The sequence below is a fragment of the Fibrella rubiginis genome (genome assembly GCF_017353185.1).
GTDB lineage: Bacteria > Bacteroidota > Bacteroidia > Cytophagales > Spirosomataceae > Fibrella > Fibrella rubiginis.
On sequence record NZ_JAFMYV010000001.1, the window covers coordinates 387,292 to 410,687 of the forward strand.

The following is a 23,396-nucleotide window of genomic DNA, read 5'->3' on the forward strand; positions in this document are numbered from 1 at the left end:
AGGTGACTATGTTTAACTCAAACGATACGAATCAATGACCACTACCAGCATACTACTAATGCTCCTGACCGGCTTGCTCGGCTTGGGCATTGGTCTATTTATGGGGCGAAAAATGCTCCAGAATACCGTTGCAGGCAAACAACAGGAAGCTGAAGAAAAAGCTGCCGACATACTGCGCAACGCCGAGCTACAAGCCGAAAATCTAAAGAAAGACCGTATTCTGGAGGCTAAAGAAAAATACCTGAAGCTGAAAACGGAGTTTGAAGATCAGAGCAATCAGAAGCGAATTTTACTGCAACAAAACGAGGGCAAACTCAAGCAGCGTGAGCAGCAGCTTACCCAACAGGCCGATCAGCAGCGCATTCGGGAAGGTGAGCTGAACCAGATGAAAAATGACCTCAACAGTCAGAAAAACGCCCTGGCGCAGCAGACCGAAGCCCTGAACCGCCGTCGTGAAGACGTAGACCACCGGCAGGCCGAAGCCGACAAAATGCTGGCCGAACAGGTGTCGCAGCTCGAAAAAATCGCTGGCCTTTCGGCTGAAGAAGCCCGTAGTCAGCTTATCGATACCCTGAAAGCTGAAGCCGAAACCCGTGCTTCGGCCTACGTGAAAAATATTGTTGAAGAAGCCAAACTGACCGCCACCAAAGAGGCCAAGAAGGTAGTAATCGACACCATTCAGCGCACCGCTACCGAACACGCCATTGAAAACTGTGTCTCGATTTTTAACATCGAATCAGACGACATCAAAGGCAAGATTATTGGGCGCGAGGGCCGCAACATCCGGGCACTGGAGGCCGCCACGGGCGTAGAAATCATCGTCGACGATACGCCAGAGGCCATTATCATTTCGGGTTTCGACCCCGTACGGCGCGAAGTGGCCCGCCTGTCGCTGCACCGGCTCGTGCAGGATGGCCGTATTCACCCCGCCCGCATTGAGGAAGTAGTAGCCAAGACGCGCAAAAACATCGAAGATGAGATCGTGGAGATTGGCGAACGCACGGTTATCGACCTGGGTATTCACGGTCTCCACCCCGAACTGATCAAGATGGTGGGCCGCATGCGTTTCCGGTCGTCATACGGCCAGAACCTGCTGCAACACTCCCGCGAGGTAGCCAAGCTCTGCGCCACGATGGCCGCCGAACTGGGCCTCAACGCCAAGCTCGCTAAACGCGCCGGTTTGCTCCACGACATCGGCAAGGTGTGGCCCGAAGAAGCCGAACTGCCCCACGCCCTGCTGGGTATGGAACTGGCGAAGAAGTACAAAGAGAACCCCGAAGTGATCAACGCCATCGGCGCTCACCACGACGAGATCGAGATGACGACCATGATTTCGCCCATTGTGCAGGTGTGCGACGCCGTGTCGGGCTCGCGCCCCGGTGCCCGCCGCGAGATGATGGAGTCGTATATCAAGCGGCTGAAAGAACTTGAAGAACTGGCTACCAATTTCCAGGGCGTCACCAAGTGCTACGCCATTCAGGCGGGCCGCGAACTCCGCGTGATGGTGGATGCAGACCACGTTACCGACGAGCGGGCCGGTACGTTATCCTACGAGATTTCGCAGAAGATAGAGAAAGAGATGCAGTACCCCGGCCAGATCAAAGTCACGGTCATCCGCGAAATGCGCTCGGTAGCCTACGCGAAGTAAGTATCAAGTCTAATGTCCAACGGGCGTTGCCGATAATCAGGCAGTACAATCACTGATGAGCCTTCAGAAAGACTGTGTTCACTGGTTGAATTGAGGGTTATTGGTGGGGTGGCTACGCGCTTTAGGTGGCTGACGCCTGGCCCTTCGACTGGGCGTCCCCGACAAGCTCAGGGTGACAAGGAACTTAAATCTAGTCCACTAAACAGCTTTAGGTAGCGTGTCACCCTGAGCTTGTCGGGGACGCCCAGTCGAAGGGCCAGGCGTCAGCCACCTAGAGCGCGTAGCCACCCTACCAATAACCAGTGACAAAGAAAGCCCGGTGATCACCGGGCTTTCTTTGTTCATACCAACCACTTAAAAATTCAGCTTCTCCATGTTTTTGAAGCTAACGGCGATGGCTTCGATGGGGGGTTGTTTGCAGACGTCCTGCTCGACAAAGAAGTGCTGGATGCCGCCAATTTTGCGGGCGTCGATGATGCGCTGAAAATTGATCGATCCGGTGCCAACTTCGGCAAATTCGCGCTTTTCGGTTTTGGCCATGTCTTTCATGTGCACCAGCGGGAAACGGCCGGGATTCTTTTTGAAGAGGGCTACGGGGTCCTGCCCGGCGATGGTGGCCCAATAAAGATCCAGTTCCATCTTCACCAGCTTGGGGTCGGTGCCTTTCAGCAGAATATCATAGCCTAGTTGGCCGTCTACAGGCTGGAATTCGAAATCGTGGTTGTGGTACACAAACTGGATGCCCGCTTTCTTGCACACCTCCGCCGACTTATTGAACAGTTCGGCAAATTGCTTGTAGTCGTCGGCTTTTTTGCGCTCGTCGGGCATGAGGTAGGCGCAAACCATGTACTTCTGGCCCGCTTCGGCTCCGGCTTCCACGGTTTTTTCCCAGCCGGTGCGGAGTTGGTTGGGCATGTAGTGACCGCTGGGAGTGCTCATGCCCAGGCTGCTGAGGTAAGCCCTGAAATCCTTAGGCGTTTTGCCGAAGAATTTACCCTCGTTGAAGCCAAACGTTTCCACCTCTTTGTAGCCAAGGGCGGCCACCTGTTTCAGCACACCATCGGGATCTTTCATGATCGTGTCGCGAAGGGTGTAGAGTTGCAGACCCACGTTTTTCAGGGGTTTGGCCTGCGCCTCGAAACGGCTGAGCAGGGGGAGTGATAGGGCCAGCGCGGAGGTTTTCAGAAACTCGGCGCGGGTGAGTGAGGAAGACAGCGACATAGGTACTTGTGAGGTTTAATAGTGAAACGAACCGCCGAAGCAGTTTGACATTGGATTGAGAAACGGACCAAAAGTCAAACATCAAACTATTTTCAGTCATTACCATACTCAACCGTTGTTCAGTACCTCAGTATTCCGAACCATAGCGGGGGCAGGTCGTTGGTTGTAGACAGCCACTGATAGACTACTTAACGATATGAAACGAGGATGGATTATTGCACTGGCCCTGCTTCTATTGGGCGGATTGGGTGCGTTTATTTGGTACAACCAACTGAAAAACAAGGCGCTGTCTGAAGGCGGTGCCTATGATGGTACGTTGAAACCCCGCCTGGAGCTGAGCCGGTTCGACCTGAGCGACGTCAGCGATGAGGCCGTCAAACTAAACATGTACCTGCTGATCGACAATCCACTGCCGGTGAGTTTTACGGCCAAAAAAGTAGACTATACCATCTTCATCAACAACGAAGAAGTGATGAAGAGCGCTTATGAAAAGACCATCTCGGTGAAATCGCAGGATAGTACGCTGGTGACACTGCCTGCGCGGCTGGAGGTGAAAAAGCTAACGAGCCTATTGAAGCGCCTGGAGGCCAAAGGCATCGACAGTGCCGACTATAGGGTGGTCAGTATCTTTGCCCTGGACGTACCCATTGCCGGTGAGCGCACCTTTACCAATACCCTATCGAAGCGGATGCCTGCCTACCACATTCCCGAATTCAAGATTATCGATATTGATTTGGGAAAACTGGGTTTGAAAACCACGGATGTAGCCGCCAAAATTGAGTGCCGCAACAAGAACAAATTCCCGTTCGAGATTCGGGATACCCACTACAGCGTCACCATCGACGGCAAGCCTATTGCCGAAGGTGACCAGCCCCAGCCCATCCGGATCAGAGCGCAGGCCAACACGCCGTTTGTGCTGCCCACCACCGTGAAGCCCGGTCAGTCGCTGGGACTGTTGCCCAAGATGTTGTTTAACAAAAAAGACACGAAAGTAGAGGTGGCGTTTCGCTGTAAAATGATCGACAGAAGTAAAAATCCAATGTTCGACGGCAGCAAATTCGTCAGCACCATCCGGGGTACACTGGCCGACTTTGTGAAGAAGTAGGGTGTCAGGGGCTGGACGTTGGATATTGGACAGCCGACTAACTGTTAGTTAGCTAACGTCTAGTATCCAGCATCCAGCATCCAATGTATAACATCCAGAAACACAGTATGAAAGCTGAATACGACCTCATTGTTATTGGAGCCGGGTCGGCGGGGCTGAGTGTGAGCATTGCCATGCGGCGCTTTGGCCTGTCGGTGTTGCTTATTGACCGCAACGATAACCGCATCGGCGGCGACTGCCTCAACGACGGTTGCGTACCCAGCAAAGCCCTGCTTCACATAAGCAGGCAGGTGCATCAGGCTCGGCTGGCTACAGCATATGGCCTCAACCTGAGCGGCGAGGTTGACCTGGCGCGGGTAATGCAGTACGTACGCGAACGGCAGGACGTGATCCGGGCGCACGAAAACGCACAATATCTCCGCGACGTGGAAATGCTGGATGTGGAGATCGGTACGGCCTCTTTTGTGGGGCCAAAAACGATTCGGATCAACGGCAACGAAACGTCGGCGAAGAACATCGTGCTGTGTACCGGCTCGCAGCCGCAACCGTTGAAAGCAAGTGGCGTAGAGCAGGTTAACGTGCTGACCCACAAGACGATATTTAGCCTAAACGACTTGCCCAGGCACCTGTTGATTGTGGGAGCCGGGCCAAACGGTATTGAAATGGCGCAGGCGTTTCGGCGGCTGGGCAGCGACGTAACGGTAGTGGGCCACGAAAACCGGATTTTGTCGAAAGAGCCACCGTCCGCGTCGGCACTGTTGCAGGAGCGGCTGGCGGGCGAGGGCATTAATTTTCTGCTCAGCGCCGAAGTGAAATCATTCACCGATGCCCATACCGCCCATATAGAATCGGCTGATGGTCAGCGGCATACTGTAGTGTTCGATCAGGTGCTGGCTACACTAGGCCGCACGTTCGACTATGACGATATGAACCTTGCAGCGGCGGGCATCGAACTGGATGACAAAGGGCGGCTGCGGCTGAATAACCACCTGCAAACCACCAATCAGCACGTTTTTGCGGCGGGCGATGCGGCCGCCGGAGCACCCGCCGGTGAACGGTATTTCTCGCATGCCGCCGAGCTTCATGCCTCACTGCTCGTTGCCAACTTTATCACGCCGGTTTTTGATAAGAGCCTCAGCTATGACCACTTTTCGTGGGTCACCTTCACCGATCCCGAAGTAGCCACGTTTGGCCTGTCGGCGAAGGAGTTGACGGAGCGAGCTGTTGCTTTCGAGACCATCGAACACCGTTTCGAGAAAGACGACCGCGCGGTGGTAGAAGACAATCAGTATGCCTGCATGTGGCTGCTGGTAGAACCCGCAGGCCTGAATCCGCTAAACCGAAAGGTGTTGGGCGGAACAATGGTGGCCCCCAACGCGGGCGAGCTAATCCAGGAGTTGATTCTGGCCAACCAGCAGGGGTTATCCATCAGCGCGTTTCTGGGCAAAACCTATCCATACCCCACCGCCAGCAAAGTCAACAAAGCCATCTGGGTCGAAGCCCTCGGCAGCAATATTCCCGGTGTACTGAAAACGGCAGTGAAGTGGCTGTATTAATTGCAGGCTCTGCACCAATGGCCCTATACTAATGACCAGCTAATTCTATGCCCTTAGCTATTGATAACCGGTTTGAACGGGTTGTTCGTGGGACGTTAGCCAAGCTTCTATTACCGAAGAATTTCCAGCAGGTTGGCGACCAGTTTTATCAACAGTCAGGGGGCATTGGAAAGCTAATTACACTACGGCGTGAGATTATTCACCCCCCACATTATCAGGTGGTGGTCTTTACCATTACTGTAAAGATTGTATCAGAGGAACTTTGGGCCATAACTAATCCTGATATCCAGCCCCCTGACTTTCCCTTTCATACCCATTATCCTTATGAGGTTAATCGCAGTTTGGGTAAATTTTTCGGTAAACGGCGAGGTGATCAATGGCTAGTTTTAGACCTGTTACAACCAGAAGGAAACATGATTCGTTATTTGCGTAACTTACTTCTGACCAAGATATTACCCTTTCTGGATGGTATCAATACTATTGACCATATCCTTGATCAACATGGGCGGCCTTCTATGTCTTACGTGCGAGTCTTGGCTCAATTAGGCCGCACCGACGAGGCTAAGAAGGAACTAGCGGCTTTGCTGGCATCACATCACCATCGCCGATTCCGGATAGCAGTACTCGGTTTGGCTAAGCAGCTTGGCCTTGTTCATTGATTACCAGTAAAAGAGGAGTGTGTAAGTGGGCGTGTTTTTTAGTAGGGTATACTTTTGCCACACCTAGAGTGCTCAATGGGCCAGAACGGAACTATGCAAACCGACCTATCTTAAACCCGCTAATGTCCAGGCTATTGGCGACCCCGTCAACCAGTTCGCTGACCAGCTTGCCTGTGGCCGGGCCGAGGCTCAGGCCCATCATGCCGTGGCCCGTAGCCAGGATCACGTTGTCGAAGTGGGTGACCCGGCCAATGTAGGGCAGGCCGTCGGGCGAACAGGGACGCAGGCCCCGCCAAACGGTGTCGATGGCGGGCATTTGTACCGGAAGGTCGGGGTAGTAGTGGTTGATGGACTGCACGATGCCTCGTACCCGGTTCCTGTTCACGGTCATATCGGTACCGGCCACTTCCAGGGTTCCGGCAAAGCGTAGGTCATGGCCCATTGGCGTGGCTGTGGCGCGGGCTTCGAGCATGATGGCCGGAATCTGCACGTTGTTTAGTACGTGGCGAAGCATGAAACTGTAGCCTTTGCCGCCCTGTAACGACAGGCTAATGCCCAACATCCGCGAAAGCCCCGGTGACCAGGCCCCGCCCGCAATCACCAGTTGGTCAATAGCATAGGGCCCCTGCCCGGTCTGCACCGACGTGATCCGCGACCCGGTTTTGCCAAAGCCTGTTACCACCTGGCCGTCCAGAATAGTCACGCCCGCCCCGCGCAGATACGCGACCAATGAGGCAATCAGCTCGTTTGGGTTCAGGTGAGCATCGCCGGGGTAGAGCACACCACCGCGCACGTCGACGCGGGTGTGGGGTTCCATATCCTGCACTTGCTGGCTCGTAAGTACTTGTGCGTCAATGCCTGCGTGGTTAGCTACGTCAGCTTCTTCGGCCATGTCGTGTTCGGCGGCGGTGGTTTTGTAGAGCATCAGCAAGCCGCGCTCCTGCCATTCGAAGGTGATTTCGCCGTTGGTGGCCAGGTCCTGATAGAGTCGTTTACTCAACAGGCTAAGGTCGCGAAGTTGGGGAATGGCCCGCGCCACGTGTTCGGGGGTAGCGTGGCGGTAGAAGAGCCATCCCCACCGCATGAGGTCGGCATTCAGGCGGGGTTTGATGTAGAACGGACTAGTTGACTTTAGCATCCAGCGCATGCCTTTGGCAATCATACCCGGCTGCGCCAGCGGCACAATATGGCTAGGCACAATCATCCCCGCATTACCCGTCGAACAGCCGTCGGCAATAATGGTTTGATCAAAAACCGTGACCTTATGCCCTGCCTTTTGCAAATAATACGCTGAGCAAAGCCCGATGATACCCCCGCCAACAATGCCGATCATGTTTGTTTAGTTTAAATTACCTGAAACCCATGTACATACGGGTCGTCATCGTCGAGGATAATATGGTTGTAGCCGGTAATTCTGGCCCAACCGTCAATACTGGGCACGATGGCGGGCTTACCGGCAAGCTCTGTTTCGGCCTCGACACGGCCGTTGAAGATGGAGCCGATAATGCTTTCATGCACGAAAACCTCACCCGGTTTTAGTCGTCCCTGCGCGTACCACTGCGCCATGCGGGCCGACGTGCCTGTACCGCAGGGCGAGCGGTCGATGGCTTTGTCACCATAAAAAACGGCATTTCGGGCTGTAGACGTGGCTTTTAGGGGTGCGCCCGTCCAGAGAATATGGCTCAGGCCGTTGATGGTCGGGTTGTCGGGATGCACGAACGTATATTGCTCATTCATCCGTTGCCGCATGGTCCGTGCCCAGCCAATGAGCTGGTCGGCGGTGTGGTTTTCCAGCCCGGCAAAGTTTGGTTGCGGATCTACGATGGCGTAGAAATTGCCGCCATAAGCCACATCGACGGTGAGTGTGCCCAGGTCGGGACATGCCACGGTTAACCCTTCGGCGGCGAGGTACGATTTGATGTTTGTAATCTTCACCGACGTCACCTTCTGGCCCTCCTGCCGGTATTCGGCCCGCACCAGTCCTGCCGGTACTTCGAGGTTCAACACGCCCGGTGTTTTAGGCGAAATCAGCCCCTGCTCAATCGCTACCGTGACCGTGCCAATGGTGCCGTGGCCGCACATGGGCAAACAGCCCGATGTTTCGATAAACAGCACGCCCGCGTCATTTTGGGGATCAGCGGGCGGGTAGAGTATACTGCCCGACATCATGTCATGGCCGCGCGGTTCATACATCAGCCCCCGCCGAATCCAGTCGTAGTCGCGGAGGAAATGCTGCCGTTTTTCGCTCATGGTAGCCCCTTCCAGAAACGGAAGGCTACCCCCCGTAACCACCCGAACGGGGTTGCCGCACGTATGCGCGTCGATGCAGAAGTAGTGCGTTGTTGGCATAAGTTAGGAGTAAGTGATGAGTAATGGCTATGCGTCAGCAACCTTCAGCCCCGCACCACTCGTCACTGGCCGTACGGCCAGTGCTCTGTCAATAACTGCCTGTACCTGAGCGCGTTCTTCGCCAACAAGGGGTAAACGTGGGGCGCGGACGTGTTCGGAACCGATGCCCGTAGCAGTGGCAGCGAGCTTGATATATTGCACCAGTTTGGGGTGAATATCAAGCTCCAGCAGGGGCATAAACCAGCGGTAGATAGCGAGGGCTTCGGCTACTTTTCCGGCTTTGGCGAAGTCGTAGATCGCTACGGTTTCGCGTGGAAAGGCATCGACCAGGCCGCCCACCCAACCATCGCAACCCAGTAGCAGAGCCTCCAGCGCCAGGGTATCTACGCCGCCCATGAGTTTAAACCGGTCGCCGAAGGCGTTGCGCATCCGGGTGATATTGGTCAGGTCGCGGGTCGATTCTTTCACCGCCTGAATGTTGGTGTGCCCGGCCAGCTCATGGAACATAGCCACGGTTGTCATGATCTTGTAATCGTACGGATTGTTGTAGATCATAATAGGCAAGCTTGTCTCCCCGGCCACGGCTTTGAAGAACGCGACCGTTTCACGGGCGTCGGCGGGGTAGCGCATGGGGGGCAGTAGCATCAGGCCGTCGGCACCGTTGGCTTCGGCTTCATGGGCGCGGGCAACGGCCTGCCGGGTGGCCTGTTCGGCAATGTTGACGACCACCGGCACCTTACCCTGACACACCGCCAAAGCCGATTGAAGCAGCGCGATTTTCTCGTCGTTTTCCAGCGTACTGGCCTCACCTAATGAGCCGCCGATGATGAAACCGTGCACTCCGGCATCGAGCTGAGCGTGAAGGTTTTTCTCGAAAAGAGGAACGTCCAGGGTGTCCTGGGCCGTGAAAGGGGTGAGCAGTGCGGGGTAGACACCCGTCCAGGTAACTGATGCGTTCATGCCGATAAGCAGGGTTGAAAAGAATAGATGATTAAATGTAATGCCTTCGTACGGCCATGCCCCCCGCCCCCTACCTGCTGCGTAGTTTACTCTCGCCCTCATGGAAGAAGCACCAACGCGACGTCTCACACGTCAGTCAATTCCCAACGAGAATTCATTTTTTCTCTAACTCTACCAGCGTCCACGGGGTGGTGCGGGTGGCGGTTTCCTGCCGGATTTTGGCCACCTCGTCAGACTGAATGATGGGTAATGTGCGCCGGAAACCACCCACCGGCCGAACCGGCGCAGCACCCGCTACGCCACTGCCCGACGTGGGGGTGGTTTGGGCTGGTGGCGTTGGCCGGGGCGGCGGACCACCGAACTCGTAGCGGACATAGTTGGCCACGGCGGCAATCCATTCATCGGTGTTGTCGGCCACGGGCGGCATCAGGGTCGGGTAGGTTTTTCCGTCGATGGGGCCGGATAACCCCTGCATCAGAATGCGGAGCAGCACGGCATTGTCGGCCAGGTGTTTCGACCCGGCGATGGGAGGCGCCACCATACTGGCTAACCCTTTGCCGTCGGTGCCGTGGCAGGACGAACAATACGATTTGAAGATTTCGGCCCCTTTCAGCACTGAATTCCGCTCTGCAACAGCGAGGCTGCCAAGTTTGCTGCCGTAGGTTTTAAAGTCGGCATTTTTCTGAATGCTGGCCTCCACCGCCATCAGCACCGGGTCGGTAGCGTTTTGGGACAGCAGGTCGCTGACAGCCTTTTTGGCCGTAGGGGCAGTGCTGTAGTGCAGCGACTCAAGTACCTGGATACGTACGTTGGCATCGGGGTCATTCTGAAGCGACGCCACCTGACCAACCACGCTTTCGTTGTTCTGTCGTATGAACGGCTCACTCAGCCAGATGGCCGTCCGGCGAATTTGTGGGTCACTGTCTTTCAGGGCGTTAGCCACAATTGTGGGGTCAATGGCACCTAGCCCTTCCAGCGTCCAGAGTGCATGAATCCGGGCCAGTGTGCCTGCTTTCTGCACGCCCGAAGCCATTTGCTGTAAAGCTGGCACCACTGATTTGTCGCCGAGAGCCACCAGTTGTTTCTGGGCGTTGTCGCGCCACCAGCCATTAGGGTGGCTCAGGTACGTGACCAACTGGGCAGGCGAATCATCGAGCAAATGGGGGCGTGGTGCGGGCGTGGCACCGTTCTGCACCAGCCGCCAGATACGGCCATGCTGCACGTGCTTGTCCAGACCCAACCGCTCAATCTGCGGACGAATCCAGCTGCCCTTCGGTGTCCACTGCGATTCCTGAATGATGCCCCGGTTCATATCGACGATATACAGGTTGCCGTCGGGACCGGTGTAGGTGTTCACGGGCCGGAAGTTAAAATCCGACGAAGCGATAAATTCCTGCTCGTGGTAGGCATTTTCGAGGCGGGTTTTGCCCTGCTGGTTCAGCACGTGCGCCCGACGAACAATGCGGGCCACTGGTTCGCAGATGAGGTAATCGCCCACCAGGTCGGCGGGGAGTTTGTCGCCCCGGTAGATCGACTGCCCGCAACCGGCCGTGAAGTGGTTTAGGGTGCTGTCGGGGCGTAGCCGTTTGGCACCGCCCTGCGCGTCGGGGTTGGCAATGATCGACCAGACGGGCGCGAAGGTGGCCTCGTCATAGGCGTCGGCAAATTCCAGCGACCCGTATTTGGGATTGATCTGAAAGCCAGCCCCGGCATTTTCGCCCCCGGCCCGGCTAAAGAAAAGCCGCCCGTAGTTATCGTGCGTGAGGCCCCACTGCCCGTTGGAACCACTGGCCAGTGAATCGACGGTGATGGTGCCATTGGTATACCGAAAACGGACGGGATCAACCGTGACGTAGAGCCAGTTGTCGAGGTTCCAGTCGAGGCCGCTGCGCTGGTGTTCGAGGTTACCCGGTGCTTTTCTGTCTACATGGTAGATCTGCTTTTTATCATCTGCCACGCCATCGCCGTTGGTGTCTTTATACGACCACATATCGTAGGTATCGGTCTCATTGACAATGAGTTCGTGGTTGACGCACAGCAGCATTCGGGGCAACAGCAGGTGGTCGATGAAGACCGAACTTTTGTCCATCTTTCCGTCGCCGTCGGTATCTTCCAGCAGCATCACGCGGCTGACGGGTTCGTGCTCACCGGTGGCGTCGGCATCCTGCATGTAGGTGTCCATTTCGGCTACATACATGCGGGCGTTACCATCCCAGGCAATGGCTACTGGCTCATGAATCATGGGTTCGCTCGCCACCAGTTCCATATGGTAGCCTTTGGGTACCCGAAAGGCGTTGAGACTCTGTTCGGGCGTGAGCTGCGCCGGATTCGCAATGGGATTAACCACCGGTTTTGGATCAGCAACGTCTTCTAAAGCAACCGCCATTTGTTGTTGCGGCGATTTAGCAACCGTACAGGCAACAACCACTGCCGAGGTCGTCAGCAAACTTCCAATCCAGTGTTTCGTTTTCATAGTAGACAACGGGTAAGCCAAGCAGTATTGACACAGGGTAAAACCCTGTCATTCCCTGATTTTATGGAGAAGAACATGGATGACCAACTCTACCGTTAGCGACTCTGTTTCAACGCGTCACATAAGCTATTTGCCAGGGGAGGCACCTCCGCTCAATGTTCATCGTCAAACAACAGTGCCGTTTCATGACTACCCACGAATTTACCCAGTCGCTTACCGCCCAAACGCCACCTGCTGCCGCAAACCCTATTCTGACCGCACTATGGCACGATGCCAGGGGTGACTGGGAAGCGGCTCATACCATCGCTCAATCGCAGGAGGGTACCCCCGCCTACGACCACCTGCACGCTTACCTCCACCGGAAAGAAGGCGACGCGTTCAACGCCGGTTACTGGTACCGTCGCGCCCGAAAACCCGTTTTCCCAGGCACGCTGGATGAGGAATGGAACGAGTTGGTAAAGACATATTTGTAGGGGCGGGCCCTCGTGCCCGCCCGCTCTCGGCCACGGCAGTGGCCGCTGATACAGGCAAAGGGTCTTGTCCCCATGGACGCCCACGAAAGCGGCCGTCCATGAGGGCAAAAAAGAAGGGCCGCCTTCCGTAGAAAGCGACCCCGTTCGTCGACGAATTTGTAATACTGTGTAGAGAGGTAAGAGATGAGAGGCAGGAGACAAGACCAGTAAAAATCTTGTCTCCTGCCTCTCATCTCTTACCTCTAATTCAAAACTTCTTGCTGTAAAACGTCTTCTACGGCTACCAGGGGCAGGTTCCAGGCGTCGGCAACACCTTTGTAAACCACTTTCCCATCCACCACGTTGAGGCCCAGTTTTAATTCGGCGTTGTCGCGGCAGGCCTGCTGCCAGCCTTTGTTGGCCAGCTGCATCACGTAAGGCAAGGTAGCATTGGTCAGGGCCACAGTGCTGGTGTAGGGCACCGCGCCGGGCATGTTGGCCACGCAATAGTGGACCACGTCGTCGATGATGTACGTTGGGTCTTCGTGGGTGGTGGGGCGGCAGGTTTCAATGCAACCGCCCTGATCTACCGCCACGTCGACGAGCACCGTACCGGGACGCATCAGCTTGAGCATATCGCGCGTGACGAGGTGCGGCGCTTTGGCACCCGGAATCAACACGGCACCCACAATCAGGTCGGCATGCTTCACTTCCTCACGGATATTGTATTCGTTCGACATCATCGTGTCAACGTTTTCGGGCATCACGTCGGCCAGGTAACGCAGGCGGGGCAGGCTCACGTCCATCAGCGTCACATGGGCACCCAGGCCAGCGGCCATGCGGGCAGCCTGTGCACCCACAATACCACCGCCCAGTACCAGTACTTTGGCGGGTTTCACGCCCGGTACGCCGCCCAGCAGAATACCCCGGCCTTTGGTTGGCTTTTCTAAATACTTGGCTCCCTCCTGAATAGCCATCCGGCCCGCTACTTCACTCATCGGTACGAGCAGCGGCAAGCTCCGATCGTTTTTCTCTACGGTCTCGTAGGCCAGGCAAACAGCCCCCCGCTCAATCATCGCGTGGGTCAGCGGCTCCGACGAGGCGAAGTGGAAGTAAGTAAACAGCAGTTGGTTTTCTTTGATAAGCGAATACTCCTGCGCAATAGGCTCCTTCACCTTGATGATCATCTCGGCAATACCGTAGATTTCTTCAATGGTAGGGAGCATGATAGCCCCGGCACCGATATATTCTTCATCGCTGAAGCCACTGCCTTCGCCGGCATTGACCTGAATATAAACGGTGTGGCCAGCTTTGCGTAGTTCGGCCACGCCCGCAGGCGTGAGCGCCACGCGGTTTTCGTTATTCTTAATCTCTCTGGGAACGCCAATAACCATGATGTCGAGCTGTCTGTCTGCGTTTGCAATAGGTAGTACAAATGTATAAAAACAGAATATTGACGCATTGATCTGCAAATAATCAGGAAATAAACCTATTTAATCTACGTTTAGCAGGATAATTGGTGAAATGTTCGCACTGATTGGTAGCTTCGCAGGATAACGTTCTTACGGGCAATAAATCCCGTCAGCCTGTTCTGTATCTGCCTCCATGATTCTCGATAAAATAGACCAGGCTATCCTTACGCTGCTGCAAACCGACGCCCGACTGACGATTCAGGAGATAGGGCAGCGCATCAATCTGTCGAAAACGCCTGTGCATGAGCGTATTAAACGCATGGAGCGCGAAGGCGTCATTGCCCGCTACGTAACGCTCGTTGATAAAAAAAAGCTGGGCAACCGACTACAGATCTATTGCCAGATAACCCTTGATAAACAAAACCGCGACAGCTTCGACACCTTCGATGCCGCCATAGCCGACCTGCCCGAAGTGCTGGATTGCTGCCGGGTATCAGGCACGTTCGACTACCTGGTGAAGCTCATTGTAACCGACATGGATGCCTACAACCGCTTTTACCAGGACCGTTTCTCAACTATTCCCGGCATTGTGCATATCAGCAGTTTCTTTGTCATGGCTGAAGTAAAAAGTACCACAGCCGTGCCAGTGAATACGCCGCTCTAGCGTAACAGGCAGCGTTGCTTTGGCCAGGCGAATAGGCTGATTCAGAGGTCAGATAGCACCCTATGATGATTGTGAGACGTTTAATAAGATTCCCATATCGACCACAGACTACATCGGTGCCTTTAACGTAAGTTTAATTAACGCAGCCCCCTTACTGGTAGGTTGACTTTACTAACTACGTTATGAAAACATCCATGCGCTGGACCCACACCCTGTGGCTTTTTGCGGCCCTGCTTATGCTCTTCGCCGCCTGCAAAGACAAGACGCCCGATCCGGCTCCGGTAGTCACGGTGGCTACCATCACCAGTATTGACCCGGCCACCGCACCTGTAGGCAGCACCATCGCCATCAACGGTACCAATTTCAACACGTCGCCCGGAAGCAACACCGTTAGCATTGGCGGGGTAACAGCCACTATTGTGTCGGCGTCGGCCACGCGGCTGGTTGTAACCGTACCAACCGGTGCCCAGACTGGTGCCGTTGCCGTTACTACGGGGGGACAAACAGTACAGAGCCCTACCACGTTTACGCTGGCTCCCAGCCCGGTAAAGCCCACCGCAACCCTGCAGGGGACGATCTTCCAGAACCGAACACTAAGTAAAGACACGGTCTATGTGCTGAAAGGCTATGTCTATGTAGCGGCTGATTACACCATGACTATTGCGCCGGGAACGGTAATCAAGGGAGGTGGCCCCGAACTGGACCCATTGGGCAAAAATGCCGCCGGTACGCTCATTGTGGAGCGCCGCGGTAAATTAATTGCCAATGGCACGGCGGCATCGCCCATTGTTTTTACGTCGAACAAAGCTGCCGGGCAGCGTAAACCCGGTGACTGGGGTGGCATTGTGCTGATCGGTAAATCGCCCACCAATCGGCCCGGGGTGACCACCTACTTCGGGGGCATTCGCGGCACTGCCGAAACGTATAACGAGCCTGAAGACAACAGCGGTTTACTGCAATACGTCCGCATCGAATACGCCGGAACGGGGCAGCCACTGGTGGCCGATAGCAAACTGGCGGGCCTGACGCTCATTGGCGTGGGTCGGGGTACGGTGATCAACAATGTGCAGGTTACGCAAAGCAGTGCCGATGCCTTTAGCTGGTATGGTGGTACCGTCGACGCGAAATACCTGGTGGCCAACCGCACCACCCGCAACGAATGGGCCACTAACTGGGGCTATGTAGGGCGGGTGCAGTTTGGCGTGGGTCTGCGCGACGCCACCGTGGCTGATCCGGCAGGTAGCAACGGCATTGAGTCGCAGAACTACGATCCGGGCGAAAACGCCGATGGCACACCAATAACGCGCCTGAACGGCCTGCCGCAGACGGCACCCGTGTTCGCCAACATCAGTACGTTTGCTTTCAGCACGGCTCCTACGGCCATTTCGGCGGCCTCGCCAGGTCTGGGCTACTACCAGTCGGGCGTATACCTGCGTCGCAATACGGGCTTTAGTTTGTACAACTCGCTCATCTACGGCTATCCTGAAGGTGTGCGGTTGGAGGGCACCACCACGGGGCTGGCGGCGAGTCTGGCCAACGGGACTATTGACCTGCGCGGCAATGTGTTTGCCAACACGCTGACCTCAGCGGCGGGTAGTGGCACCATCACAAGTAGTGTGGCCAGTGCGTATTTGGCTACGCCTGCTTTTGCCAACCAGTTTGTGGGTACGGCCGATGTTGGCACATTGGCCCTGAACGGAGCTAACTTCAATGCTGCCGCCCCGAATTTTGTGCCACAAACCGGCTCTACGCTGCTGGCGGGGGCTGTTTCGAACACCAAACTCACGAGCGGTTTCTTCGTCACGACCACCTACCGCGGCGCATTCGGTACCGATAATTGGACTACAGGCTGGACCAATTTTAACCCCCAGAATACGGATTACGACCGGTAGCGGTTAGACATCGAAGTAGTAAGTTGACGTTCACCTATCCGCCCCATGGGGGCACAACAGCGTAGCGTCGGTAGCAAACAAGGTTGCGAATACAAATAAAGTCCCGTAGGGATGTGATAGCGGGGCGTCGAACATTGGCATGAAACCAACCGACGCCTATGGCTATCGCGTCCCTGACGGGACTTTGTTTACCCGGGCAATCGGGGTGGTGCTACCGACGCTCCGCTATCACGTCCCTGACGGGACTTTATTCGTTTGGGCGATCTGGCTGGTTACCGACGCTGCGCTGTTATGCCCCCATGGGGCGGGTAGGTGAACGTTAACGTACTATTTCGATTCGTAAACAAACGCATATCGCAGCCCTAGCGTCTGATTAGTTGAACCACTGAGCAGGCCATCTGGACCGTTGTATTGGTAGGTGTAAGCACTGGTGGTAACAGTGAGCTGATCGCCACTTTGATAAAAACGCCGTTCATCTGTGCGAAGGAGCAGGACGTTATTCTTGGGGTCAAGCTCTTTTCGCCGGATTGTGTAGTTGATCAACATCGATGTGCGGGCATCAAACAGTGAATCACTACGCGTCACTACGTTACCTGTTCGAGAAAGTAACTGCCGGGTAGAATCCACGGAGGCCGCTGTGTTGACACCACCCACTGCGTTATGATAACCTATTTTAGTAATCAGATCGTAGCCGTTGACCGAAGCGCCGTATCGGGTGCGTGCTGATACTGATAATCTAGATGGAAAGGCGAAATAGATACTGCTCTGCTCAACAGCTAAACTAAGTTTATCGGCAGTGTAAGTGTAATCGATTTGCCTGGTTGTTACCTGTTCTGGTCCATTGCCAGAATTGATAGGTTCTGTGAAGGCTTCGCGCAGTAGCCGTCCCTGACTGTCGTAGGTGTAAGTGACGGTGTTTCTGTAAGGCTCACCGCCAAAGTAGCGTAAGTAGGCAACCATAGCTACTTGCCCGGTGCTATTATAGGTAAAGGCCGAATTAGCAACGAGCAAGGTGTCTATGTAGAGGTTAATCTGTTTGAGCCGTTGCGTGGCCGATGAAGCAAATGGCTGGGCAAACTGCGCATAAAGATCCACCCCTGAAGGGACACTAGGCTTGACTGTTGGAGTTGTTGTAACAGGCGGGTAATACACTACTGGTGGCGTAACAACCGGCGCGATAACAGATCGTGGGGCCTCCTGACAAGCCCAAAAGAGGGAGGACGACAAGAGAAGTAGAGGGACAACAAAGCGTTTCATGTAGTTTGTAGTTGGCTGATCCATAGCTTGGTACATAACTTTATGTACCAAGCTATGGATCAGCCAACTTAACCAATAAATATGATCTGCTTATCTATCGAATGGCCTGTTCAGCTACACCGGAATCACTTCTCCATGCGTTTGCTTCATCACCGTGCGCAGAGCAGGTTTCACGGCTCCGAAAGCGGCAATGGCAGCCTCGCTCAGCCATGACTGCCCGAAGAGATTTTGCACCGTGCGCCCCACCCATAACCGTCTGCCAAACAGCCGCGACCAGCCCGCCTGGTACGCCCGTTCCAGCGTGGCGCGGTCTGTTTCGTTGTGCAAAAAACGGGTAGCCAACCCGCTGGCAAGTTTGGCACCGTGAATGGCCATGGCCATGCCGTTACCGCAAAGGGGGGTGATCAGACCCGCCGCGTCGCCCGCCATCAGGATATGATTTTCCACCGCTTTTTTGGGCGCAAACGATACCTCGTTGATTACTTCGGGACGGTCGTACAGGAAGGTGGCTTCCTCAAAAACGGCCCGTAGATGCGGATTTCGGTACATCACCGCCTTTTCCATGGCCGCAATGTTGCCGTTGGCGCGGACGTTGGCGCGGGTGGTCAGGTAGCAGAAACAGTACTTGTCAGACTCGATAGCCGACATGCCGCAGTACCCATCCGGGAAATTGTGCAGGGCTATAACATCGTTCGGAAAGTCGATGCCGCTGATGTGGTATTTCACACCCACATACGGCGAAGGTTCATGCATGAACGCCCGGTCAAGCGTTTTGTCGAGTTTGGTGCGCTTCCCAAAAGTGCCGAGGACAAGTCGGGCCGTAAGCGGCTCACCAGTAGCCAGTTCAACGCTAAATTGATCATCGTTGAAGGTGACGTTTTCTACGCTTTGCCCCAGCCGGAAATCAACGCCAGCGGCCAGGCCAAGGTGGTATAATTCGTTGTCAAGCACGTACCTGGAAATGCCAAACCCACCCAGATCGAGGGGTGATCTGAGCAGCTTGCCCGACGGTGCCGAGAGCCAGAATTCAGTAATGCGGGCGGCATCAAGTGCATCCAGATTTACCCCCAGGGATTCAATATAGGGCCGCACCTCGTTAGACACGTATTCGCCGCAGACCTTATGGAAGGGGTACGTCTTGCGCTCAACCAGCGTAACGCCGAAGCCTGCCCGCGTCAGTTCAATCGCGCTCACCAGCCCGGCCAACCCCCCGCCAATAATGATTACGTCCTGCATAGAAGGTAAACAGGTTTAGAGGCCACAGAGTTACACCGGTCCGGCGTAACTCTATAGCTTAAATCCTACTTTTGCGCCATGCCGACTTCTATTGCTGATTTCAACGCCGACTGGCAACGTAACTATCCCAACTATCTGGATCAATACCAATCCGGGAAAACGTCGTACGTACCAAATCTGCTGCCGCAAACTGCCGTGCAATTCTCGGTATTTCAGACGCTCGACATTCTGCAAAAACGGCTGGGGACCGACCGGATGCGGCAGGCGCTGGACCCGCAACAGAGCGTGCCTTCGCCGGTGTTGGGGCAGAAAAATGGCCAATGGCTGCGAAAAAGCAAGATGGTGGGCGTCAACGTGCGGACTATCGGCTCGTTCTGGAACATTATTAACTACGCCCTGACGCTGCCCGCCTGCCATGACAGCATCCACCTGCTGCCCATCTGGGAGCCGGGGGTGGTGGGCAGCCTCTACGGCATGGTGAGCTGGCAGATAAACCCCGAATTTTATAGTGTCGACCTGGCCCGGTTCATCCCCACGCTCGACACCGTCGACAAGCAGTTGAAGGTGGTTATAAACCTGCTTCACGCCCTGGGACGCACGGTAGGCATGGACGTAATTCCGCACACGGACCGGTTTTCGGAGATGGCACTGGTGCACCCCGCCCTGTTCGAGTGGGTACACCGCGACGGGTTCCGGCTGGTTGACCATTCCGAAAACGTGTTCAGCCACGTAGAAGAGGTCATCTGGCAATATCTCAACCAGCACGGCACCGCCGACGGTAGCCCTATTACGTACTCGAAAAGCGTTTTCTTTTCTACCCAGATTCCGCTTCTCACCGACGAGCAGCGGCATCTGATCCTGTTTGGCCTTCCCGGCGACTATGGCGGGCGGCTCCGGCGGCGAATCGACCTCATCCGGCACCTCACGGCGCAGGGGTTCGAGACGCTGCCCATGACCATGGCCCCGCCTTATCGGGGGTTGCATATCGTGCCCAATGAGTTTGTGGTCGATGAGTTTGGGCAAACATGGTACCAGTACGCTTTTAACCAGCCCCAGCCATTTTCGCGGGTATTTGGGCCGTTGGCGCGGTACAAATTTTACCACAGTCTGGATGATAACCGCGACTGGCAACTGGACTTCAAACGGCCTAATCAGCCCGCCTGGGACTATATCTGTCAGAAGGTACGGGCCTGCCAGCAACGGTATAGCTTCGATTTCATGCGTGGCGACATGGCCCATGTGCAGCTTCGGCCCGATGGCGTTCCAGCCAGTCCTGATGCCCACTACGACCCGCTACGAACCATCAAACACTATGTGCAGAACCTGGGAACACCCCATTTCGCGTTTTTCGCCGAAACCTTCCTGGCCCCCGACGACACGATGGCCTACGGCAACGAAGCCGCTCACCTCGAAGCCATCAACGCCGATAGTACGTTGGGTGATCTGCAGTCGATGGTGGTAGGGTCAGCAGTGTTTAACGAGCAGTTGGCCACCTATATTGACCTGGCCGAAACGCGGAAATTTGCGCCCAACTTCACGGTCATGACCGCCGACAAAGATGACCCGCGGTTTGACCTGTTCTACCGCACAGGCAACGTGTTTCGGTATTTTGTGGGTTTGTTTTTACCGCAGCTACCCAGCTACGTGGGCCTCGGTTTTGAGCAGCGGAATCTGCACGAAGAACGGGGGGCTAACGAAGAATATACCAAGCTCTACGTCTTCCGTATCAGCGACGAGGCCGAAACCGACAAAGTAACCCACGGCCCGTTTGTCTGGGGCCAAAATGCGGCGCAGTTTACCGCCATCAATCGTATCCGGGCTTTTGCCGAAACCATCTGGCCCGACCTGATCGCCCAGCCCATGCGATGGCGTCAAAAGCCCGATCCCGCCCAAGCCAACGGTACTGCCCTGGCCTGGCAAGTAGCTGACCAATACGTGTTTACGGCTTCGATAGGGGAGGCGGCTGTGACCGATGGTCCGGGTATGCTGGTATTCGAAGAAAGCGGTTGCCGGGTGTATCGCCTGTAGGGGCAGTCACCATGGGCTGCCCCTACAGGTAAACCTTATTTCAACCCACCGGAACAGAGCCGGAATAGTATTTGTTAAAACTATACGATACGTTCTTTACACAATAACGGGCTACTTTTGCGTTTACGCCCGTTTTCAAAGGCATTCGCCAACAACCATGAGCAAAGAAGTTGAACTCTTAGAGAGCATTACCAACGCCGAATACAAGTACGGGTTTGAGACCCTGATTGAAGCCGACGAAGCTCCTAAAGGGCTGAACGACGACACCATACGTTTCATTTCCGCTAAAAAGAACGAGCCACAATGGCTGCTCGACTGGCGGATGGAGGCATTCCGCATCTGGCAGAAGATGGAAGAACCCCATTGGCCAAATGTGAAATACCCCAAGATCGATTACCAGGATATCATTTATTATTCAGCCCCGAAGCAGCAGAAAACGGTTGGTTCGCTGGATGAAATCGACCCCGAACTGCGCCGTACGTTCGAGCGGCTGGGTATCTCTCTGAGCGAACAAAAGCGTCTGGCGGGTGTAGTTGATGAACCCGTTGACGCCGACGGCAACCCCATTGAGCGCCCTCGCGTAGCGGTTGATGCCGTGATGGATTCCATTTCGGTAGCGACTACGTTTAAGAAAGAACTGGCCGAAAAGGGTATTATTTTCTGCGCCATTTCCGAGGCCGTTCAGGAACACCCTGAACTGGTCAAGAAATACCTTGGCTCGGTGATTCCGGCCAAAGACAACTATTTCGCTGCCCTTAACGCCGCTGTTTTCTCCGACGGGTCGTTCTGTTACATTCCCAAAGGCATCCGTTGCCCAATGGAACTGTCGACCTACTTCCGCATCAACGCCGCCAACACCGGTCAATTCGAGCGGACGCTGATCGTGGCTGACGAAGGATCGTACGTGAGCTATCTGGAAGGCTGCACCGCCCCCATGCGCGACGAAAACCAACTCCACGCTGCCTGTGTGGAATTGATCGCCCACGACAACGCCGAGATCAAATATTCGACGGTGCAGAACTGGTACCCCGGCGACAAAGATGGTCGCGGTGGTATTTACAACTTCGTGACCAAGCGCGGCATCTGCCACACCAGCGCCAAAATCTCGTGGACGCAGGTAGAGACGGGTTCGTCGATCACCTGGAAATACCCTTCAGTGATCCTGAAAGGTGATAATTCCATCGGTGAGTTCTATTCGGTGGCCGTAACCAACAACATGCAGCAGGCCGACACGGGTACCAAAATGACCCACATCGGTAAGAATACGAAGAGCCGGATCGTGTCGAAAGGTATTTCGGCGGGCAAGAGCCAAAATTCGTATCGCGGCTTGGTGGAAGTAATGAAACGCGCCGACAACGCCCGGAATTTTTCGCAGTGCGACTCGTTGCTGCTGGGTGATAAATGCGGTGCGCACACGTTCCCCTACATCGAAGTCAAAAACCAATCGGCCACGGTAGAGCACGAAGCCACCACGTCGAAGATCGGTGAAGATCAACTGTTTTACTGCAATCAGCGCGGCATCCCGACAGAACAGGCCGTAGCGCTGATCATCAACGGTTACGCCAAAGAAGTCCTGAACCAACTGCCGATGGAGTTCGCTATCGAAGCCCAGAAACTGCTGGAAATCAGCCTGGAAGGTTCAGTAGGATAATAGCCTAACGGACGGGGCCGCCCGTGCGGCGTTGCTCCGTTTGTATAATGACAAAGCCCCTGCGAACATGTGGGGGCTTTTTTTATGCCGAAAATAGTTACCTTGTTAAATCTAAAAATGAAGATTGCATATGATCGTCGAACGTACTGCCAGCGAAGTCATTGTTCGTCTTTCTCCCTCAGTTAATGTGGAAGAACTACAGCAGGTGCTTAATTATCTAGAATACAAAGAAGCTACCGCAGAAAGTGAAGCCACACAGGATGAGGTAGATGTGTTGGTATCGGAAGTGAAAAAAGCCCGGCAAATTTCCCGACACGGTACACGGTGAAGGTTATTGTTGATACAAATATTGTCTTTAGCGCGGTTCTGAATTCGAACGGTCGAATCGGCGATTTGCTTTTTAACTCCACCGGCTTATTCACGTTTTATAGTTGCGATTTTCTCAAAACAGAACTGAATAATCATAGAGTTAAGCTAGTGAAGATTGCTAAGAAAATGACTGAATCACAGGTCGATATAGCAGTGAATAACGTGCTTGGTCAATGTACACTCATAAACGAAAAGCTTATTTCAGGTTCCTATTGGGAAATTGCTGAGCGTATTACAGCCGATATTGACCCAGATGATGCTGCATTCATTGCGCTCAATGAGCAACTAAGCGCTACACTTTGGACAGGCGATAAAGTGCTTTATACAGGTCTTCGCGCGAAGGGATATGCCCGAATCCTCAATACAGATGATCTTTGGTCTCTACGTGTTGCACTTGGTGATGATTCGCGTGGGTAGTTTTGCATAGCTCTCAGCTATTGTTGCTGTATGCCGCACAACCCCCA

General features: G+C 54.7%; 19 protein-coding genes. 11 read left to right on the forward strand and 8 right to left on the reverse strand.

The genetic code is table 11. The annotated features are described in order from the left end of the window. The first annotated feature begins 34 nt into the window (after nucleotides 1-34). Nucleotides 35-1,648, forward strand: coding sequence for a ribonuclease Y (gene rny / locus J2I47_RS01525; RefSeq protein WP_207362779.1), 1,614 nt, complete (start codon nucleotides 35-37; stop codon nucleotides 1,646-1,648). A gap of 354 nt (nucleotides 1,649-2,002) precedes the next feature. Here rny and J2I47_RS01530 read toward each other — a convergent pair whose 3' ends face one another. Then, nucleotides 2,003-2,869, reverse strand: a complete 867-nt coding sequence (locus J2I47_RS01530; RefSeq protein WP_207362780.1) for a sugar phosphate isomerase/epimerase family protein — start codon at nucleotides 2,867-2,869, stop codon at nucleotides 2,003-2,005. 196 nt (nucleotides 2,870-3,065) lie between these two features. On the opposite strand from J2I47_RS01530, the gene J2I47_RS01535 reads away from it, so the two are divergent. The 3 genes from J2I47_RS01535 (at nucleotide 3,066) to J2I47_RS01545 (ending at nucleotide 6,189) form a co-directional block, all read left to right on the forward strand. Continuing rightward, on the forward strand, nucleotides 3,066-3,974 hold the full coding sequence (locus J2I47_RS01535; RefSeq protein ID WP_207362781.1) for an LEA/WHy family protein: 909 nt from the start codon (nucleotides 3,066-3,068) through the stop codon (nucleotides 3,972-3,974). A 107-nt stretch (nucleotides 3,975-4,081) separates the two neighbouring features. Continuing rightward, a complete protein-coding gene (locus tag J2I47_RS01540) occupies nucleotides 4,082-5,530 on the forward strand; it encodes a dihydrolipoyl dehydrogenase family protein (protein ID WP_207362782.1) in 1,449 nt (482 codons plus the stop codon). A gap of 47 nt (nucleotides 5,531-5,577) precedes the next feature. Next, nucleotides 5,578-6,189: a hypothetical protein gene (locus J2I47_RS01545; protein ID WP_207362783.1), complete on the forward strand. Its 612-nt coding sequence runs from the start codon at nucleotides 5,578-5,580 to the stop codon at nucleotides 6,187-6,189. A gap of 91 nt (nucleotides 6,190-6,280) precedes the next feature. Here the strand turns inward: J2I47_RS01545 and J2I47_RS01550 are convergent, their stop codons facing one another. From J2I47_RS01550 to J2I47_RS01565, 4 genes are all read right to left on the reverse strand, one after another. Then, a complete protein-coding gene (locus tag J2I47_RS01550) occupies nucleotides 6,281-7,522 on the reverse strand; it encodes an NAD(P)/FAD-dependent oxidoreductase (RefSeq protein WP_207362784.1) in 1,242 nt (413 codons plus the stop codon). An 11-nt stretch (nucleotides 7,523-7,533) separates the two neighbouring features. Beyond that, nucleotides 7,534-8,538, reverse strand: coding sequence for a 4-hydroxyproline epimerase (locus tag J2I47_RS01555; protein WP_207362785.1), 1,005 nt, complete (start codon nucleotides 8,536-8,538; stop codon nucleotides 7,534-7,536). A gap of 27 nt (nucleotides 8,539-8,565) precedes the next feature. Next, complete coding sequence (locus tag J2I47_RS01560; protein WP_207362786.1) at nucleotides 8,566-9,498, reverse strand: dihydrodipicolinate synthase family protein; 933 nt, start codon at nucleotides 9,496-9,498, stop codon at nucleotides 8,566-8,568. 154 nt (nucleotides 9,499-9,652) lie between these two features. Then, nucleotides 9,653-11,971 carry a DUF7133 domain-containing protein gene (locus J2I47_RS01565; RefSeq protein ID WP_207362787.1) on the reverse strand — a complete coding sequence of 773 codons (2,319 nt, stop codon included), beginning with the start codon at nucleotides 11,969-11,971 and terminating at the stop codon, nucleotides 9,653-9,655. Between the two features lie 185 nt (nucleotides 11,972-12,156). On the opposite strand from J2I47_RS01565, the gene J2I47_RS01570 reads away from it, so the two are divergent. Then, nucleotides 12,157-12,444, forward strand: a complete 288-nt coding sequence (locus J2I47_RS01570; RefSeq protein ID WP_207362788.1) for a hypothetical protein — start codon at nucleotides 12,157-12,159, stop codon at nucleotides 12,442-12,444. Between the two features lie 242 nt (nucleotides 12,445-12,686). Here the strand turns inward: J2I47_RS01570 and ald are convergent, their stop codons facing one another. Then, nucleotides 12,687-13,817 (reverse strand): alanine dehydrogenase, encoded by a 1,131-nt coding sequence (gene ald, locus J2I47_RS01575; RefSeq protein WP_207362789.1) that lies wholly within the window; start codon nucleotides 13,815-13,817, stop codon nucleotides 12,687-12,689. Between the two features lie 211 nt (nucleotides 13,818-14,028). Here ald and J2I47_RS01580 point away from each other — a divergent pair, with 211 nt between their 5' ends. Beyond that, on the forward strand, nucleotides 14,029-14,499 hold the full coding sequence (locus J2I47_RS01580) for an Lrp/AsnC family transcriptional regulator (protein WP_207362790.1): 471 nt from the start codon (nucleotides 14,029-14,031) through the stop codon (nucleotides 14,497-14,499). 182 nt (nucleotides 14,500-14,681) lie between these two features. Continuing rightward, nucleotides 14,682-16,391, forward strand: a complete 1,710-nt coding sequence (locus J2I47_RS01585; RefSeq protein ID WP_207362791.1) for an IPT/TIG domain-containing protein — start codon at nucleotides 14,682-14,684, stop codon at nucleotides 16,389-16,391. Between the two features lie 327 nt (nucleotides 16,392-16,718). On the opposite strand, the gene J2I47_RS01590 is transcribed toward J2I47_RS01585, so the two are convergent. Together J2I47_RS01590 and J2I47_RS01595 are read right to left on the reverse strand one after the other, a co-directional pair. Continuing rightward, complete coding sequence (locus J2I47_RS01590; RefSeq protein ID WP_207362792.1) at nucleotides 16,719-17,648, reverse strand: hypothetical protein; 930 nt, start codon at nucleotides 17,646-17,648, stop codon at nucleotides 16,719-16,721. 114 nt (nucleotides 17,649-17,762) lie between these two features. Next, nucleotides 17,763-18,884 carry an NAD(P)/FAD-dependent oxidoreductase gene (locus J2I47_RS01595; protein ID WP_207362793.1) on the reverse strand — a complete coding sequence of 374 codons (1,122 nt, stop codon included), beginning with the start codon at nucleotides 18,882-18,884 and terminating at the stop codon, nucleotides 17,763-17,765. A 78-nt stretch (nucleotides 18,885-18,962) separates the two neighbouring features. On the opposite strand from J2I47_RS01595, the gene J2I47_RS01600 reads away from it, so the two are divergent. The 4 genes from J2I47_RS01600 (at nucleotide 18,963) to J2I47_RS01615 (ending at nucleotide 23,349) form a co-directional block, all read left to right on the forward strand. Next, complete coding sequence (locus J2I47_RS01600; protein WP_207362794.1) at nucleotides 18,963-20,912, forward strand: alpha-amylase family protein; 1,950 nt, start codon at nucleotides 18,963-18,965, stop codon at nucleotides 20,910-20,912. 157 nt (nucleotides 20,913-21,069) lie between these two features. Continuing rightward, nucleotides 21,070-22,563 carry a Fe-S cluster assembly protein SufB gene (gene sufB / locus J2I47_RS01605; protein WP_207362795.1) on the forward strand — a complete coding sequence of 498 codons (1,494 nt, stop codon included), beginning with the start codon at nucleotides 21,070-21,072 and terminating at the stop codon, nucleotides 22,561-22,563. A 130-nt stretch (nucleotides 22,564-22,693) separates the two neighbouring features. Next, nucleotides 22,694-22,891: a hypothetical protein gene (locus J2I47_RS01610; RefSeq protein WP_207362796.1), complete on the forward strand. Its 198-nt coding sequence runs from the start codon at nucleotides 22,694-22,696 to the stop codon at nucleotides 22,889-22,891. Further along, complete coding sequence (locus J2I47_RS01615; RefSeq protein WP_207362797.1) at nucleotides 22,888-23,349, forward strand: PIN domain-containing protein; 462 nt, start codon at nucleotides 22,888-22,890, stop codon at nucleotides 23,347-23,349. The genes J2I47_RS01610 and J2I47_RS01615 overlap by 4 nt, the downstream gene beginning before the upstream one ends. Nucleotides 23,350-23,396 lie beyond the last annotated feature (47 nt).